Raw genomic sequence first — 16,801 nt, 5'->3', positions numbered from 1 at the left:
CTCGGCCGCCGGGTGCGGAGCCGGCCGGCGCATACGGCGGCGGCGGCCGCGAGAGCCCGCTCGGCTCAGGCGTCGGCGGACGAGATCGCGAGGACGATCGCCGTCAGCGTCGCCCGCAGGCGCTCGAGCGACGCGGGCTCCGACTCGTCCTCGAGGATCGACTGCTTCACCGCGTCGTCGTAGCCCGCCACCAGCAGGCGCACGGCCGTCGTCGGCTCGAGGGAGAACTCGCGGCGCACCTGGCGCAGCGCCCCGTGCACGATCTGCACGAGCGAGGCGTCGAAGCCGGCGCGGAAGTCGCGGTACTGCGGAGCGATCCGCGGGTCGCGCAGCGCGAGCAGCTCGAACTCCGACTCGACCACGCACCAGCGGCGGTTGTCGGTGGCAGGACCCTGGAGGAAGTCGAGGATGACCACGGCCAGCGTCTCGGCCGTCAGCGGCTCGTCGGCCGAGACGACGCGCGGGATCGTACGGTCCATCTGCTCGACGAGGGCGGTCACCCGGGCGCCGTTCTCCCGCTCCATGAGCGCGAAGAACAGCTCCTCCTTGGTGGAGAAGTTGGAGTAGAAGGCGCCGCGCGAGAACCCGGCGCGCTCGCAGATCTGCTCGACGGACGCGCTGTGCACGCCGGTCTCGGCGAAGACGTCGTAGGCCGCGTCGAGCAGGCGCTCGCGGGTGCGGCCGCGGCGGGAGGTCTCGGGAGGGGTGGAGTCGATCGCCGTCATCACCAGCCTCCTGCCCGCCCTGTCAACACCTTCGACGCCGTTCACCTTATCCGATACATTCACGTATCGAATACGGTCCTGTATCGGATACGCTCGTGTATCGGAGCCCGGCTCCGCCCTGGTACAGAGACGTATCGCCACCCTCCCCACCCATCGTCAGGAGACCGCGTGTCGTCGCTGCTCTACCGTCTCGGTCGTCGCGTGTACCGCGCCCACCGCCTCGTCGCCGTCCTGTGGCTGCTGATCGTGGTGGCGGGCGGAGGAGGAGCGCTGCTGCTCAACCAGGGCACCGACAACACGTTCTCCATCCCGGGCACGCAGTCGCAGACCGCCCTCGACCAGCTCGAGCGCACCTTCCCCCAGGTCAGCGGCACGTCCGCGCGGTACGTGGTCGTCGCGCCCGACGGAGGCAGCGTCCAGGACGCCGACGTGAAGGGCCCCGTCAGCGACGCGGTCGCCGCGCTCGGCGACGTCGACGAGGTCGCGGCCGTCACGGACCCCTACTCCGACAGCGTGTCCGGCACGATCTCCGACGCCGGGAACGCCCTCGTGATCACCGCGCAGATGGACGGCTCCGCCACCACCACGAGCCCCGAGAGCCGCGACGCGCTGAAGGCCGAGGCGACGACCCTCCAGGACGCGCTGCCCGCCGGCTCCGTGGTCTCGCTCGGCGGCGACCTCTTCGCCCAGAACCTCCCCGGCGTGACCATCACGGAGGCGATCGGCCTCGTGGTCGCCCTCGTCGTCCTCGTGCTCACCTTCGGCTCGTTCCTGGCCGCCGGCATGCCGCTGGTCACCGCGCTGCTCGGCGTCGCCCTCTCGATGTCGGCCATCTTCATCGCCACCCGCTTCGCCTCGATCTCCTCGACCACGCCGCTCCTGGCGCTGATGCTGGGCCTGGCGGTCGGGATCGACTACGCCCTCTTCATCATCAGCCGCCACCAGGACCAGCTGAAGCAGGGCATGGACCCGGAGGAGTCGACCGCGCGGGCGACCGCGACCGCGGGCTCCGCCGTCGTCTTCGCGGGCCTGACCGTGATCATCGCGCTCGTCGGCCTCTCGGTCGCGGGCATCCCGTTCCTCACCACGATGGGCGTCGCAGCGGCGGGCGGAGTCGCGATCGCCGTGGTCATCGCGCTCACCCTGACCCCCGCCCTCCTCGGCTTCGCCGGCGCGCGGCTGCGCCCGAAGGAGCGCCGGGCCAAGAGGAAGGCCGCGAAGGCCGCCGCCGCCGCGGGCACCCACGTCGACACCGAGGCGCACGAGGAGGCGGCGACCGCCTCCCCCGGCGGCCACGTGCACGCCGAGGTCCCGCGCGGGTTCTTCCGCGGCTGGGTCCGGGTCGTCACGCGCTTCCCGATCGTGACGATCATCGCGGTGATCGGCGTGCTCGGCGTCGCGAGCATTCCGGCGCTCAGCCTCCGCCTCGCCCTGCCGGACGCCGGCTACCAGGCCGAGGGCACTCCCGCGCGCACCACCTACGACCTGCTCGCCGAGAACTTCGGCGCCGGCTACAACGGCCCGCTCATCGTCACCGGCACGATCATCGGCTCGACCGATCCGCTCGGCCTGATGGACGACCTCAAGGGCGAGATCGAGAAGCTCGACGGAGTCGCCTCGGTGCCGCTCGCGACGCCCAACGAGACCGCCGACACCGGCATCATCCAGGTCATTCCCGAGGGCGGCCCCGACTCCGAGGCCACCAAGGCGCTGGTCGCCGAGATCCGCGACAAGCACGACTACTTCCAGCAGGAGTACGGCGTCGACCTCGCAGTGACCGGCCAGACCGCGGTCGGGATCGACATCTCGGACACTCTCGCCAAGGCCCTGCTGCCGTTCGGCCTGCTCGTCGTGGGCCTGTCGCTGGTGCTGCTGACGATGGTGTTCCGCTCGCTCTGGGTGCCGATCAAGGCGACGCTGGGCTACCTGCTGTCGGTCGGTGCGTCCTTCGGCGCCGTGGCGGCGGTGTTCGAATGGGGATGGTTCTCGGACGCTCTGCACGTCGACAAGACGGGCCCGATCATCAGCTTCATGCCGATCATCCTGATGGGCGTGCTCTTCGGCCTCGCGATGGACTACGAGGTGTTCCTGGTCTCGCGGATGCGCGAGGACTACGTGCACGGGAGGCCGGCGCGCGCCGCTGTCGAGTCGGGCTTCGTCGGCTCGGCCAAGGTGGTCACGGCCGCCGCGGTCATCATGTTCTCGGTCTTCGCCGCCTTCGTGCCGGAGGGGGACACCAACATCAAGCCGATCGCGCTCGGGCTCGCCGTGGGCGTCTTCGTCGACGCGTTCATCGTGCGGATGACGCTGGTGCCCGCCGTGCTGCACCTGCTCGGCGACCGCGCCTGGCACATGCCGCGCTGGCTCGACCGCATCCTCCCGTCCTTCGACGTCGAGGGCGAGGGCCTCACGAAGGAGCTCGCGCTGGCCGACTGGCCGGAGCCCGGATCCACGGACGTGATCGCGGCCGAGGACCTCCGCCTCGACGGACCCGACGGTCCCGTCTACAGCGGCGTCTCGCTGCGGGTCGCTCCCGGCTCCTCCCTCGTGGTCCACGGGCCGCACCGCTCCGGCCGCACCGCGCTGCTGCTGAGCATCGCCGGTCGGCTCGCCCCCGACTCCGGGCGCCTGAAGGTCGCGGGCCTGGTCGTGCCGATCCGCTCCGCCGCCGTGCGCGGCCGGGTCGGGCTGGTGCGCCTCGCCGGAGCCGCCGACCCCGTCGCCGACGTCCGGTCGGCCCTGGAGTCGGCCCCGCCGATCCTGGTGCTCGACGACCTCGACACGGTCACCGACCCGCAGCTGCGCGGCGCGATCCGGGCCGAGCTCGACGCCGCCCGCGCCGCCGACGACGCGTTCACCGTGGTCGCCTCCTCCGTCGACGCCGAGGCGCTCGACGACCTCCTCCCCTCCGACCGCGGCGTGCTCGCGGTCTCGCCCGCGGCCGAGCGCCGCGCGATCGCAAAGGTCCTCTGACAGATGGCTCTCCTCTCCCTCGAACGCCCCCGCGGCGTCAAGAAGGTGTCCTGGCTGACCCTTCTCGGGATCGTCCTGGTCCCCCTCGTCATCGGCGGCCTCCTGGTGTGGGCGCTGTGGAACCCGACCGAGCGACTCGACACGATCACGGCCGCCGTGGTCAACGAGGACACCCCGGTCGAGATCAACGGGCAGACCGTGCCGCTCGGGCGCCAGCTCGCGGCCGGCCTGGTGACGGGCGGCACCGACTCCGCGAGCTCGGACGCCCCCTCCTCCACCCCCTCGGCGAGCGCGACGCCGTCCGCGAGCACGCCCCCGGTGCCCAACGTCTCCGGCTCGGACTCGACGGGCAACTTCACCTGGGTCCTCACGGACAAGGACGACGCCGCGAAGGGCCTCGCCGACGGCAGCTACGCGACCGTCGTGACGATCCCCTCCTCCTTCTCCGCCGCCGCCACCTCGTACTCGGGCGACGCCGCGGAGGCGACGAAGGCGACCATCGACATCGCCACCAGCGAGAAGGCCAAGCTCGTCGACGACGCCATCTCGGCCACCGTGACCAGCACCGCCACCTCGCTGCTCAACACGCAGCTGACCACGGCCTACCTCGAGAACGTCTACGTCGGCTTCAACACCCTCAACGAGCAGATCGGCCAGGCGGCCGAGGGCGCGGGCACGCTCGCCGACGGCGCCGACCAGCTCGGCACCGGCGCCTCGACCCTCGCCGACGGCACGAGCAGCCTCGCCGACGGGATCGACGAGCTCGCCACCGGCGCCTCCTCGCTCTCGGACGGCGTCGGGCAGATCGGCACCGGAGCCTCGTCCCTCGCCGACGGCGTGGGACAGCTGGGCACCGGGGCCTCCGACCTCTCCGGCGGAGTCGCGCAGCTGGCCACCGGTGCGCGCGGCCTCTCCGGCGGAGTGGGACAGCTCGCGACGGGCGCCCGCGACTCGGCGACCGGGGCGACCGCGCTGCAGGGCGGCGCCTCCGACCTGGCCGACGGGCTCGACCAGCTGAGGGAGGGAGTGGTGAGGACCGGCGACGGGACCCAGCAGGTCGCCGCCCTCAGCGCCGGCGCCGCCGCCGCCACTGCGGGGACCTTCGAGGCGCTCAGCGCCGCGCTCGAGGGCTGCGAGACGACGCAGTGCCTCGCCGCGCGCGCCGTCATCGCCTCGGCGGACGGACCCACCGGCGCGACCACCCTCGCCACGACGACCGCGGGAGCCGTCGCCGGGATCGACGCGGGCATCCGCCTCGGCGGCGACGGGCAGCCCTCGCTGATCGACGCGGTCGGGCAGTCCGCCACCGGCGCGCGCACTCTCTCGGGGGGCATCGGACAGCTGTCCGGCGGCCTGACGCAGCTCGCCGACGGCGCGGACGACGCCGCGGGCGGAGCGTCCCAGCTCGCCGACGGCCTCGACACCACGGCGGCCGGGTCCGCGCAGCTCGCGACCGGCGCCACCACCGCCGCGGCCGGCGCCCGCGACCTCGCGACCGGCGCGACCACCGCCGCGGGCGGTGCCGCCGACCTCGCCACGGGAGCCTCCTCCGCCGCCGACGGAGCCGACCAGCTCGCCGACGGGGCGAGCGGGGTCTCGGACGGCGCCGTGCAGCTCGCCGACGGCACCCGCACGCTCGCGACCGGCCTCGACGCCGCCGTCGCGCAGCTCCCGACCTACACCGAGTCGGAGTCGACGAACCTCGCCGACGTCGTCTCGGACCCGGTCGAGAACGCGAGCAGCGCGACCGACCTGTTCGGAGCCTCCAGCGTCCCGTTCTTCGCGACGATCGCCCTCTGGCTCGGCGCCCTCGCGACGTTCCTGGTGCTCGCCGCGTTCTCGCACCGCGCGCTCTCCTCGACCCGCTCCTCCGCCGCGCTCGCCCTCTCCTCCTACGTGCCGGCGCTCGTGATCGGCGTGGTGCAGGGACTCGCGGTCGCGATCGTGATGAGCGGGGTCGCGGGCCTGGAGCCGGGCCGCTGGGTCGGCTTCGCCCTCCTGGCGATGCTCACCGGCGCCTCGTTCGCCGCGGTGAACCAGGGGCTGGTCGCCCTGCTCGGAGGGATCGGCCGCTTCCTCGCGATGGTCGCGGCGGTGATCGCGCTCGGCGCGGGCATCATCTCGACGGTCCCCGGGCTGTTCGACGACGTGCTCGGGTTCCTGCCGCTCTCGGCGGCGCAGAACGCGCTGTCCGGAGTGGTCGAGGGCACCGACGGCACGGCCGGCGCCGTCGTCGGCCTGGTGATCTGGCTGCTGTTCGGGCTGCTGCTCACCGTCGCCGCGATCGCCCGCCGCCGGGTCGTCTCGGTCCGCGCCCTGCACCGGACCGCGGAGGCGTAGGCCGCGCCTCGCGCCACTCCTCCCCCGAACCGGGGACGGGTGGCGCGAGGATCGCGCCACCGCCGCGCCTCTCCGGGCGACCGGCCCCGGCCGGGGCTAGCCTGACGCGATGGAGTCGGAACCGATGGCGATCCGGACGCGACGGGTGTACGGCCCATCGGTCCTGCGGCGCCTCCGCGCCCTCCTCCTGCGGCTCCTCGGCGCCGGCCTCGCGGCCGTGCTCATCCCGTTCGCCGTCCTCGCGGACCGCCGCGGGGTCCTCGACGAGTCGGTGCTCGCGCTCGGGCTCCTCGCCCTCACCGTCGTCATCGGACTGGCCTCGGCGGTCTCGCTCTTCGTCGTCTCCCCCACCCGCGTGATGACGACCGAGACGCAGGTCGTGCTGATGCGCGGCCGCCGCCGCCGCGAGCAGTGGCCCCGCCGGTCGGTCCGCTTCCTCGAGTCCGCCGACGGCGACGGCTTCGTCGCCTGGTGCCGCGGCGACGGAGTCGAGGTCCGCTGCGCGCACTTCCGCCCGGAGGACCTCGCCGCCCTGCTCGCCGACCTCGGCGCCGCCGCCCGCGTCCGCGACGCCCTGCCGCCCGCTCTGGCCGGGCCCGCCTCGGCCGTCCGCTTCCGGCCGCACCGCGCTCCGCTCCAGCGCCGGGCGGTCGCCCTGGTCGTCGTCGCCACGGAGGCGTTCGCCGCCGGCGTCCTGGCCGTCGCCCTCGCGGGATCCCCGTCGGGTGACCGCGCGCAGATCGCGCTGGGGGCGGTCGTCGTGGCGCTCTCCCTCCCGCTCGGGCTGATCGCGGCGCGGCTGGCGCTGCGGCCCGGGCTGCCGGGCTCGATCGTGGTGTCGGAGTCGGCCATCCAGATCGACGGGCTGATCTTCCCGCTCGAGGCCCTGCGCTCGGTCGTCGCCTCGAGCCCGACGGGGAGCCATAGCCTCCGCCTGACCCTCACTGAGACGAACGGCCGCATCACGGAGGTCCCCCTCGGGCTGCGGATGCCGACGCTGCGGCGCGACCAGCTCTTCCCCGACTACCCGCTGCTGCTCGGCGTGCTGCGCGAGCGCACGGCGGGGCTGCTGCGGATCGAGGGCTGAGCCTCAGTCCTCGGCGCCGTCGGCGATGCGCTGGTGGTGGTGGATGACCTCGGCGACGATGAACCCGAGGAACTTCTCGGCGAACGCCGGGTCGAGGTGCGACTCCTCGGCGAGCGCCCGCAGCCGCGCGATCTGGCGGGCCTCGCGCTCGAGGTCCGCGGCGGGCAGCCCGTGCGCGGCCTTCAGCCGGCCGACCTTCTGCGTGAACTTGAAGCGCTCGGCGAGCAGGTGGATCAGCGCCGCGTCGATGTTGTCGATGCTCTGACGGATCTGCACGAGCTCGGCCCGCGCCAGGGACTCCTCGTGCGACAGCTCCTCGTGCGACAGCTCCTCGGTCATGCCCCGACCCTAACGGACCGCCCCCGGACACGACGACGGCCCCTGCCCGGAGTCCGGGAGGGGCCGTCGAGAGGGCCCGGTCAGTCGACCAGGTTGATCTGCACGGGGATGTTGCCGCGGGTGGCGTTGGAGTACGGGCAGAGCTGGTGCGCCGCCTCGGCCACCTTCTGCGCGTCCTCGGAGCTCGCCTTCGGCACGTAGACGTCGAGCTCGACCGAGAGGCCGAAGCCGTCGGAGTCGTTCTTCCCGATCGAGACGCTGGCCGAGACGGCCGCGTCGGTCGTGTCGATCTTCAGCTGGCGACCGGCTCCGTGCAGGGCGCTGAGGAAGCAGGCGGAGTAGCCGGCCGCGAACAGCTGCTCGGGGTTGGTCCCCTCGCCGGAGCCGCCGAGCTCCTGCGGGGCGCGGGTGTCGAGGTCGAGACGGTCGTCCTCGGTGCGGACGTGGCCGTCGCGTCCTCCACCGGAGGCGTGGGCGATGGCGGTGTAGAGAGCATCCATCCCCCCATCCCACCACTCGGCCGCCGTGAGTCGGGTGAACGCGGGATGCACGTCCGTGCGTTCTCCCGGGAATCCCCCTCGGAAGCGCTCCGGGGAGCGTCAAGCCCCTCCCCCTCGGCGCCCTCCGGGTGTGCGGTGGATGGACACCGACCCCGACCGGCGCGAGCCGGAGAACGGACACGAGCATGCGAGCACTCACCTGGCAGGGCATCGAGAAGGTCTCGGTCGAGACCGTCCCCGACCCCCGCATCCAGCAGCCGACCGACGCGATCGTCCGGATCACCTCGACCGCGATCTGCGGCTCCGACCTGCACCTCTACCGCCTCCTCGGGCCCTACATCGACCGCGGGGACGTGCTCGGCCACGAGCCGATGGGCGTCGTCGAGGAGGTGGGCTCCGGAGTCACCACCCTGAAGCCCGGCGACCGGGTCGTCGTGCCCTTCAACATCGCCTGCGGCGAGTGCTTCATGTGCCGCCGAGGGCTGCAGTCGCAGTGCGAGACGACGCAGGTCACCGAGTACGGCTCGGGAGCGGCGCTCTTCGGCTACACGAAGATGTACGGCCAGGTCCCCGGAGGGCAGGCCGAGCTGCTCCGCGTGCCGCTGGCCGACTACAACACGATCGTCGTCGGCACGGACCTGCCGGACGAGCGCTACCTCTTCCTCAGCGACATCGTGCCCACCGCGTGGCAGGGCGTGGAGTACGCGCAGGTGCCCGACGGCGGGACCCTGGTCGTCTTCGGACTCGGCCCTGTCGGCCAGTTCGCGGCGCGGATCGGCGCCCACCGCGGCTACCGCGTCCTAGCCGTGGAGCCCGTCGCCGAGCGGCGCGCGATGGCCGAGCGGTACGGCGTGGAGACGTTCGACCTGTCCGACGACATCGCCGCGCAGCTGCGCGACCTCACGGACGGGCGCGGCCCCGACTCCGTCGTCGACGCGGTCGGCATGGAGGCGCACGGCTCGCCGGTCGGCTCGTTCGCTCAGTCGATGGCGGGGCTCCTGCCCGACCCGATCGCCCGCAAGGCGATGGACACGGTCGGCGTCGACCGCCTCGCCGCGGTCCACGCGTCCCTCGACCTGGTCCGCCGCGGCGGCACCGTCTCGCTGAGCGGGGTCTACGGCGGAGAGGCCGACCCGATGCCGCTGAAGTCGATGTTCGACAAGCAGGTGACGGTGCGGATGGGCCAGTGCAACGTGAAGCGCTGGATCGACGACCTGCTGCCGCTGGTGGAGGACTCCTCCGATCCGCTCGGCGTGATGGACCTCGTGACCCACCGGGCGCCGCTCGAGGACGCTCCGGCCCTCTACGAGACCTTCCAGAAGAAGGAGGACGGCTGCATCAAGGTCGTCCTGCACCCCTAGCCGGGGAACAGCGAAGGCGGCGCCCCCCGAGGGGAGCGCCGCCTTCGCGGTACTGCCGAGACCTACTTGAAGACGTCCTTGACGTCCTCGCCGGCCTTCTTGGCCGAGGCCGCGGCCTGGTCCTTCTGGCCTTCGGCCTTCAGGCTGTCGTCGTTCTTGTGGTCGCCCAGGGCTTCCTTCGCCTTGCCGGCGATGTCCTGAGCGGCGTTCTTGATCTTGTCATCGAGCCCCATGGTGGTGCCTCCTTCGCTGATCGTTGGCACGACCGTAGGACCGGGAACTGCCCGCTTCCTGGGAGCGGGAAGGGGCTTGCCCGGGCGCCCGCTGGACTGCGATGATTCGCGCCCTCGACCGGTGCCGGCCGGTCGAGGGCGCGGGATCAGGTCGCCGGGGTGGCGGACTCGGACGGAGCGGACTGCGAGGGCGCGTTCGTGGGCGTCTGCGACGATCCGTCGTCGGCGCTGGTGGGCACCGCGCTCCCCGACTGGTTCGGCGTCTGGGCGTCGCCGGTGCAGCCGGCCAGCAGGCCGATCGTCAGGGCGGAGGCGCCGAGCGCCCCGAGGATCCGTGCGGCGCTCACTTGCCCGTCACCGCGTCCTTGACGGCCCCCACTGCCTTCTCGACGATGTTCGGCTTCGGGTCGGTGCCGTAGAGGCGCTCGTCCGGCTGCGTGGGCGGGGGCATCGGGACGTTGCCGCCGGGCTCGGCGACCCGGTAGCTGAACTCTCCCTTGCCGTCCGGGGTCGGGCCCGAGGCCCAGCTGCCCTCGGAGGCCGCCGCTCCGTCCGAGAAGTTGATGTACTCGTACGACACGGAGCGCTCCTCCTTCGAGATCGGGAAGTTCGAGGGCACGGGCAGGTCCTCCCGGCCCTCGGCGCGCAACTCGGCGGCCGCCGCGATCCACTGGTTCTGGTGCATGGTGTCGCGGGCCAGGAGGAACGACAGGAGGTCGCGCACGCCGTGGTCGTCGGTCATGTGGTAGAGCCGGGCGACCTGGAGCCGGCCCTGCATCTCCGCGTTCGCGTTGGCGGTGAAATCGGCCAGCAGGTTGCCGCTGGCGGTGATGTAGGAGCCCTGCCACGGGTTGCCCATGCTGTCGACGGGGCGCGCGCCGGCGCCGGCCACGATGGCGTGCTGCACGTCGGAGCCGCCGATGACCGCCGCGAGCACGGGGTCCTTCTTCATCGCGTCCTCGGACTGCTCGACCGGGGCCTTCTCGAGCAGCTGGGCGATCATCACGGCGATCATCTCGACGTGGCCGAACTCCTCGGCGCCGATGCCGAAGAGCAGGTCCCGGTACTTGCCCGGGTCGTGGGCGTTCCAGGCCTGGAAGCCGTACTGCATCGCCACGGTGATCTCGCCGTACTGGCCGCCGAGCACCTCCTGGAAGCGGCGGGCGAAGACCGCGTCGGGCTTCGAGGGCGTGGACGTGAATTGGAGTTCCTGACGGTGGAAGAACATGACTGGTTGCCTTTCCGGGGTAGCCGGGCGGATCCGGGTGCGGACGTCCGATGTCTGTCCTCTCGACGGTAGGGAGCCCTGTTCGCGGGTCAGAAGGGGCTTGACGCGGTGGCGGAGCAGTCGATCCACGGGCCCTCGGGACCCGCCCTCGTGGGCGCGGGATGGTAGCCCCATCGGGGGGTCAGCCGCTATGCCCTTCCCGGTACTCGAGGGCCCGAACAGACTGGCGACGCCGGCACGCATTCATTCCCCACTCGATCCTGGAAGGGACAGACGATGTCGAACATCGATCCCGCTTCACCTCCGTTCGGAGACGGCGCCGCGAACTTCGGCGCGACCGAGACCCCCATCGACAGCGGGGCGCACGTCGCCTCCACGGACACCTCCTCCGGCTCCTCCTCGGGCAGCACGGCCGACTCCGCGAAGGAGAAGGCGAGCGCCGCCGCGGGCACCGCCAAGGACCAGGCCGGCGCCGTCGCCGGCGACGCCAAGCAGGCCGCGAGCGAAGTGCTCTCGACCGGCAAGGACGAGGCCGCCAACGTGGTCCAGGAGGCCAAGGTCCAGGTCAAGGACCTCTACGACCAGAGCCGCACCCAGCTCACCGAGCAGGCCCACGCCCAGAAGGAGAACGCCGCCAAGGGCGCCCGCGCCTTCAGCGACGACCTGACCGCGCTGGCCAACGGCGAGGGCGGCAGCGACAACGCCGCGGCGAAGCTCGTCTCCCAGGCGGCCACCCGCGTGCAGGGTGTGGCCTCGTGGCTCGAGAACCGCGACCCGTCCGAGCTCCTCGACGACGTCCGCGCGTTCGCCCGCCGCCGCCCGGGTGCCTTCATCCTCATCGCCGCGGCGACGGGACTCGTCGGCGGGCGCCTCATCCGCGCCCTGACCGCCGAGGCGAAGGACGAGAAGGAGGCGACGAGCACCCGCACCGACGGGCCCGAGTTCGACGCCCCCGTCTCGACCACCGCGTACTCCGACGCCTCCGCGTACGACGCGCCCGTCGCGTCCGCCTACGGCACCGTCGGCTCGAGCTCCCTCGAGCGCGACTACGCGCCGACCGAGCCCGTCGCCGACCCGCTCGACGGCGGCTTCCCGAACGGCGGCCGGCTGTGACCGACCCGACGGGCGTCCACCGCTCGACGGAGACGCCCGACCAGCGGGCCGGGTCGACGTCGCTGGGCGATCTGCTCGGCGAGGTCTCGCGCGACCTCTCCACCCTGATCCGCCAGGAGATGGCCCTCGCCAAGGCCGAGCTCAAGGAGTCCGCCGGCAAGGCGGGCAAGGGAGCGGGCCTCCTCGGCGGGGCGGGGTATGCCGCGCTGATGGCCGTGCTCTTCCTCTCGATCGCCCTCTGGTGGGGCCTGGGCACTCTGATCGGCAACGGCTGGTCCGGAGTGGTCGTGGCCGTCATCTGGGCGATCGTGGCCGCGATCCTCTACGCGGTGGGCCGCAAGAGCCTGAAGCAGGTCGACGGCGCTCCCGAGACGGTCGACTCCCTCAAGAAGATTCCCGACACCCTCAAGCCGAACGGGGCAGGACGATGACGTACGACGCAGGACAGAACAAGACACCCGAGGAGATCCGGGCGGACATCGAGCGCACGCGCCTCGAGCTCGGCGGAGACGTCGACGCGCTGGCCGAAAAGGTCAGCCCGTCCGCCATCGCGCAGCGTCAGACCGACAAGGTCAAGTCGGCCGTGGGCTCCGTCCGCGACCGCGTGATGGGCTCGGCGCACGACGCCTCCGACTCGCTCTCGAGCGGTGCGGGCTCGGCGAAGGCCAAGGCCGAGGGCAACCCGTTCGCCGTGGGGCTCATCGCCCTCGGCGCCGGACTCCTCGTCGCCTCGCTCATCCCCGCCTCCAGCAAGGAGAAGGAGGCGGCGAGCCGCGTCAAGGAGCAGGCCCAGCCGGTCGTCGACAAGGTGACCGACGCGGCCAAGGAGGCGGCGAGCGAGCTCCGCGAGCCCGCGCAGCAGGCCTTCGCCTCCGTCAAGGAGACCGCGACCGACGCCGCGCAGAACGTCAAGGAGGCGGGCACCTCCGCCACCGACGACGTGAAGGACTCGGCCCGCGAGGCCAAGCACGCCGTCCAGGAGGACGTGCAGCACTGATCCGTCGGCGCTGACAGGGCGGTGGGCCTCCGGGCCCGCCGCCCTTCGTCGTGCCGCCGGGAATACAGCGCCGCCCGCGCTCCTTGCCCTCCGTATGCGATCGATCGTCTACTCCCGCACCGGTGACTCCTCCGTCCTCTCCCTCGTCGACCGGGAGGAGCGGGCTCCGGGCTCCGGCGAGGTCCGCGTCCGCGTCCTGGCGTCGGGCGTGAATCCGACCGACTGGAAGGCGCGCGCAGACGGCGACCTCGCGTTCGACGAGGTCGTGCCGAACCAGGACGGCGCCGGTGTCGTCGAGGCGGTCGGCGAGGGCGTCGAGGGCCTGGCCGTCGGCGACCGGGTCTGGATGTACCTCTCCGCGCACCGCCGCCCCACCGGCACCGCGCAGGAGTCGGCGGTGCTCGCCGCCGAGCACGTCGTGCGCCTGCCCGAGGGCGTCGGCACCGACGTCGCCGCGAGCCTCGGCGTCCCCGCGATGACCGCCCACCGCGCCCTCACCGTGCACGAGCACGGCCCCTCCCGCCTCGCGCCCGGCGCCCTCGCCGGCCGCACCGTCCTGGTCCAGGGCGGCGCCGGAGCCGTCGGGCACGCCGCCATCCAGCTCGCGGTCTGGGCCGGGGCGACCGTCATCGCGACGGTGAGCAGCGACTCCAAGGAGCGGCTCGCCCGCGCGGCCGGCGCGCAGCACGTGCTGCAGTACCCGGACGACGCCCTCGCCGACCGGATCCGCGGGCTCGCCCCCGAGGGCGTCCAGCACGTGGTCGAGGTCGCACCGGCTCAGAACGCCGCGCTCGACGTCGAGGTGCTCGCCAACCACGGCAGCATCGGGTACTACGCGAACAACAACGGCGACGAGTTCACCGTGCCGATCGTCGCGAGCTTCGCGAAGAACGCCCGCTGGCAGGGCCTGCTGCTCTACACCGTGGGCGAGGAGGCGCTGCAGGCCGCGGCCGAGGACATCACCGCGGCGCTCGCCGACGGCGCGCTCCCGGTGGGCGAGGAGGCGGGCCTCCCGCTGACCTGGTTCCCGCTCGAGGAGACCGCGGCCGCCCACGACGCGGTCGAGCAGGGAGCGACGGGCAAGGTGCTCATCCGCGTCGCCGACTGACCGGGAGGGCTCGCCTCCGATCGACGACCGGCCGGATCATCCCCGGAGCGGGGGTGAGCCCGGGACGGTCGAGCGGTCGGCCAGGCCGGCCACGAGCTCGGCGAGCGCCTCCTCCGCCGTGCGGGTCGGCGCCCAGCCGAGCTCGGCGCGGGCGCGCTCGGTCGACATCACCGGGACGTTGCCCGCGATGTCGAGCCAGCCCGCGTCGGTGCGCTGCAGGCGCAGGTGCCAGGTCGCGGTGACGACGGAGCGGAGCAGCCCGAACGGCACCGTGACCAGGCGGGCGCCGAAGGCGTGCGCCAGCCGCTCCGGAGTGAGGACCGGCTCGGCCGCGATGTTGAAGGCCCCGCCGGCGCGCCGGTCGAGCGCGCGCCAGAAGGCGTCGGCCACGTCGTCGGCGTGCACGCCCTGGAAGACGATGCTCCGCGGCAGCGGCAGGACCGGGATCCGGACCGCCTTCAGCCACCGAGTCGGGTAGTGGGGACCGGCGAAGAGCCCGGCGATCTCCGTCGCCGCTCCGCGCTGGAAGACGAGCCCCGGGCGCAGGCGTGTGACGACGATCTCGGGGTGCCGCTCCTCGAAGGCGTCGAGCTGCCGCTCGTTCGCGGCCTTGTGGCGGCTGTAGGTCGAGGTGTGCAGGCCGCCCGTGGGCCAGTCCTCGGTGACCCGGATCGACTTCGGCGCCGCGCTGTAGGCGCCCACGGACGAGGCGACGGCGACCTGGCCGACTCCCGCGGCGGCGACCGCCTCGAGCACGGCCGCGGTGCCTCCGACGTCGACCAGCCGCTGGAACGGCTCGTCGTGGCTGGGCTGCAGCGCCCAGGCGAGGTGCACGACGGCGTCGACGCCGACGAAGGCCTCGCGGAGCCGCCGCGGGGCGACGCTCGACGCGAGGTCGATCTCGACCCAGCGCACGTCGCGGTACTCCTCCGAGCGGAGCCGAGGGGCCCGGCGGGCGATGCCCACGATCTCCTCCACCCCGGCCTCGCCGTGCAGGCGCCGCAGCAGGGCCGTCCCCAGGTTGCCGGTCGCCCCGACGATCGCGATCCGCATGGCGTCATCCCTCCGGGAGCGGCGCACGCCGGCCCCCTCCTCCGAGGCTAGGCAGGGGCGCCGCCGCGGAGGAGCCGCTTGACAGCGGGGACGACGGGACGCTCGGCGGGGACCGCCGGCCGCCAGCGGGGTGAACGCTCCTCCCCAGGGCGGATGCGGCCTAGACCACGGCGGGAGCGGGCGCATCCCCCCGCGCGGCCGGCCGCCGATCCCTAGCCTGGGACGATGCTGCCGACACCGCCCCGCCGCGTCCTCCCCGTGCGACACGAGGTCGAGGGCGTCACGCTGCGGACGGTCGACACCGGTCCGGCCGGAGCGGGCGCGGTGTTCGTCCTGATCCACGGGATCGGGATGTCGCACCACACCTTCTCGCCGCTCGCCGCCCGCCTGAAGCGGCACGGCCGGGTGATCGGCGTCGACCTCGCCGGCTTCGGCGCGAACGCGCGCCCGCGGCGGAGGGTCGGCCTCGAGGACCACGCGCGGCAGGTCGAGCAGGTCCTCCGCGGACTGGGCGTCTCGCGCGCGGTCGTCGTCGGGCACTCGATGGGGTCGCAGGTGGCCTTCGAGCTGGGGCTGCGCGCGCCCGGCCTCGTCGACGGCGCGGTGCTCATCGGGCCGGTGGTGGATCCGCAGCGGCCCGGAGCGGTCCGCCAGGGGCTCGCGCTGCTGCGGGACTGCCTCGGCGAGCCGGTGGGCGTCGACGCGATCCTGCTGGCGGACTACCTGCGCGGCGGCCTGCGCTGGTACCTGCGCCAGCTGCCCGAGATGCTGCGGCATCCGGTGCAGGAGCGCGTCGCCCGGCTGGAGGTGCCGGTCCTCGTCGCCCGCGGCCGCGACGATCCGATCGCCACCCGTGACTGGTGCGAGCGGCTCACGGCCCACGCGCGCGAGGGGCGGCTCGTCGAGTTCGCCGGCTCGCGCCACGTCGTCCCCCGCACCGAGCCCGGAGCGCTCGCCCGCGAGATCCTCCGCTTCGCCGCTGCGCTCGGCGAGAGGCCCGCCGCCCCGCTCCCCCTCCGGTCGGAGCCGGCCGCATGAGCCGGCTCCGACGCCTGGTCCGCGACGCCGTCTGGTGGATCCGCGACTACGCCTACGCCGTCGCCTGGCAGGTGCGCGGCGTCCTCTCGCGCCGTGCCCCGGACGACTACCTCGACGGCGACCGGCGGCCCGTCGTGGTCCTGCCGGGGATCTGGGAGACCTGGTCCTTCCTCCGCCCGATCATCGATCCGCTGCACGAGCGCGGGCACCCTCTCCACGTGCTGACGAGCCTCGGCCGCAACGGCCGCCCGGTCGCCCGGACGGCCGAGGACGTGGCCGCCTACCTCGCCGAGCACGGGCTCCGCGACGTGGTGATCGTCGCCCACAGCAAGGGCGGACTGATCGGCAAGTACGTGATGACCGAGCTCGACCCGGACGGCCGGGTCGACCGGATGGTCGCCGTGGCGACCCCGTTCGGCGGCTCCCGCTACGCGCCCTACCTGGTCCTCCGGAGCCTGCGCGCCTTCTCGCCGCGCGACGCCACGACCCTGCTGCTGTCGAGCCGCTCCGGAGCGAACGCGCGGATCACCTCCGTGTTCGGCCTCTTCGATCCGCACATCCCCGAGGGCAGCATGCTCGAGGGCGCGGTCAACGTCCGGATCGAGACCGGCGGGCACTTCCGCATCCTGAGCGACCCCGAGACGCTCACCGCAGTCGTCACGGCGGTCTCTGCGGAGGAGCGCGCCGACGGAGAGGCGCCCTGACG

The 16,801-nt window shown here is 73.3% G+C and carries 17 protein-coding genes; 10 read left to right on the top strand and 7 right to left on the bottom strand.

Going from position 1 to position 16,801, the window contains the following annotated elements; genetic code table 11:
- Positions 1-65 precede the first annotated feature (65 nt).
- A complete protein-coding gene (locus C5C49_RS09480) occupies positions 66-725 on the bottom strand; it encodes a TetR/AcrR family transcriptional regulator (RefSeq protein WP_104292731.1) in 660 nt (219 codons plus the stop codon).
- Between the two features lie 168 nt (positions 726-893).
- Here C5C49_RS09480 and C5C49_RS09475 point away from each other — a divergent pair, with 168 nt between their 5' ends.
- The 3 genes from C5C49_RS09475 to C5C49_RS09465 all read left to right on the top strand — a co-directional run bounded on the left by C5C49_RS09475 (position 894) and on the right by C5C49_RS09465 (position 7,125).
- A complete protein-coding gene (locus C5C49_RS09475) occupies positions 894-3,698 on the top strand; it encodes an MMPL family transporter (RefSeq protein ID WP_104319366.1) in 2,805 nt (934 codons plus the stop codon).
- A gap of 3 nt (positions 3,699-3,701) precedes the next feature.
- Complete coding sequence (locus tag C5C49_RS09470; RefSeq protein ID WP_104346037.1) at positions 3,702-6,038, top strand: YhgE/Pip domain-containing protein; 2,337 nt, start codon at positions 3,702-3,704, stop codon at positions 6,036-6,038.
- 109 nt (positions 6,039-6,147) lie between these two features.
- Positions 6,148-7,125, top strand: a complete 978-nt coding sequence (locus tag C5C49_RS09465; protein ID WP_146084873.1) for a hypothetical protein — start codon at positions 6,148-6,150, stop codon at positions 7,123-7,125.
- A gap of 3 nt (positions 7,126-7,128) precedes the next feature.
- On the opposite strand, the gene C5C49_RS09460 is transcribed toward C5C49_RS09465, so the two are convergent.
- Positions 7,129-7,464, bottom strand: a complete 336-nt coding sequence (locus C5C49_RS09460) for a chorismate mutase (RefSeq protein ID WP_104346035.1) — start codon at positions 7,462-7,464, stop codon at positions 7,129-7,131.
- 80 nt (positions 7,465-7,544) lie between these two features.
- On the bottom strand, positions 7,545-7,964 hold the full coding sequence (locus tag C5C49_RS09455; protein WP_104346034.1) for an organic hydroperoxide resistance protein: 420 nt from the start codon (positions 7,962-7,964) through the stop codon (positions 7,545-7,547).
- Positions 7,965-8,149: 185 nt separating this feature from the next.
- Between C5C49_RS09455 and C5C49_RS09450 the strand changes: the two genes are divergently transcribed.
- Positions 8,150-9,325 (top strand): zinc-dependent alcohol dehydrogenase, encoded by a 1,176-nt coding sequence (locus C5C49_RS09450; RefSeq protein ID WP_104247475.1) that lies wholly within the window; start codon positions 8,150-8,152, stop codon positions 9,323-9,325.
- 62 nt (positions 9,326-9,387) lie between these two features.
- Here C5C49_RS09450 and C5C49_RS09445 read toward each other — a convergent pair whose 3' ends face one another.
- The 3 genes from C5C49_RS09445 to C5C49_RS09435 form a co-directional block, all read right to left on the bottom strand.
- Positions 9,388-9,558, bottom strand: a complete 171-nt coding sequence (locus C5C49_RS09445) for a CsbD family protein (protein ID WP_104222763.1) — start codon at positions 9,556-9,558, stop codon at positions 9,388-9,390.
- A gap of 146 nt (positions 9,559-9,704) precedes the next feature.
- Positions 9,705-9,905: a hypothetical protein gene (locus tag C5C49_RS09440; protein WP_104255990.1), complete on the bottom strand. Its 201-nt coding sequence runs from the start codon at positions 9,903-9,905 to the stop codon at positions 9,705-9,707.
- Positions 9,902-10,786 carry a manganese catalase family protein gene (locus C5C49_RS09435; protein ID WP_104222765.1) on the bottom strand — a complete coding sequence of 295 codons (885 nt, stop codon included), beginning with the start codon at positions 10,784-10,786 and terminating at the stop codon, positions 9,902-9,904. Before C5C49_RS09435 ends, C5C49_RS09440 begins: the two co-directional genes overlap by 4 nt.
- A gap of 276 nt (positions 10,787-11,062) precedes the next feature.
- On the opposite strand from C5C49_RS09435, the gene C5C49_RS17370 reads away from it, so the two are divergent.
- The 4 genes from C5C49_RS17370 (at position 11,063) to C5C49_RS09415 (ending at position 14,004) form a co-directional block, all read left to right on the top strand.
- On the top strand, positions 11,063-11,899 hold the full coding sequence (locus C5C49_RS17370) for a hypothetical protein (protein ID WP_104346033.1): 837 nt from the start codon (positions 11,063-11,065) through the stop codon (positions 11,897-11,899).
- Positions 11,896-12,330: a phage holin family protein gene (locus C5C49_RS17365; RefSeq protein WP_104222767.1), complete on the top strand. Its 435-nt coding sequence runs from the start codon at positions 11,896-11,898 to the stop codon at positions 12,328-12,330. The genes C5C49_RS17370 and C5C49_RS17365 overlap by 4 nt, the downstream gene beginning before the upstream one ends.
- Complete coding sequence (locus tag C5C49_RS09420; protein WP_104222768.1) at positions 12,327-12,896, top strand: DUF3618 domain-containing protein; 570 nt, start codon at positions 12,327-12,329, stop codon at positions 12,894-12,896. Before C5C49_RS17365 ends, C5C49_RS09420 begins: the two co-directional genes overlap by 4 nt.
- 94 nt (positions 12,897-12,990) lie before the next feature.
- Positions 12,991-14,004 carry an NADPH:quinone reductase gene (locus tag C5C49_RS09415; protein ID WP_104333707.1) on the top strand — a complete coding sequence of 338 codons (1,014 nt, stop codon included), beginning with the start codon at positions 12,991-12,993 and terminating at the stop codon, positions 14,002-14,004.
- A 36-nt stretch (positions 14,005-14,040) separates the two neighbouring features.
- On the opposite strand, the gene C5C49_RS09410 is transcribed toward C5C49_RS09415, so the two are convergent.
- Positions 14,041-15,057, bottom strand: a complete 1,017-nt coding sequence (locus C5C49_RS09410) for an NAD-dependent epimerase/dehydratase family protein (protein WP_104346032.1) — start codon at positions 15,055-15,057, stop codon at positions 14,041-14,043.
- A gap of 225 nt (positions 15,058-15,282) precedes the next feature.
- Here C5C49_RS09410 and C5C49_RS09405 point away from each other — a divergent pair, with 225 nt between their 5' ends.
- Both C5C49_RS09405 and C5C49_RS09400 read left to right on the top strand, forming a co-directional pair.
- Positions 15,283-16,095 (top strand): alpha/beta fold hydrolase, encoded by an 813-nt coding sequence (locus C5C49_RS09405; protein ID WP_104346031.1) that lies wholly within the window; start codon positions 15,283-15,285, stop codon positions 16,093-16,095.
- Positions 16,092-16,799: a triacylglycerol lipase gene (locus tag C5C49_RS09400; RefSeq protein ID WP_104239324.1), complete on the top strand. Its 708-nt coding sequence runs from the start codon at positions 16,092-16,094 to the stop codon at positions 16,797-16,799. Before C5C49_RS09405 ends, C5C49_RS09400 begins: the two co-directional genes overlap by 4 nt.
- Positions 16,800-16,801: the final 2 nt, after the last annotated feature.

It is taken from the genome of Rathayibacter sp. AY1E2, from assembly GCF_002932325.1.
Lineage (GTDB): Bacteria > Actinomycetota > Actinomycetes > Actinomycetales > Microbacteriaceae > Rathayibacter.
This window is presented reverse-complemented; position numbering and strand designations above follow the sequence as displayed.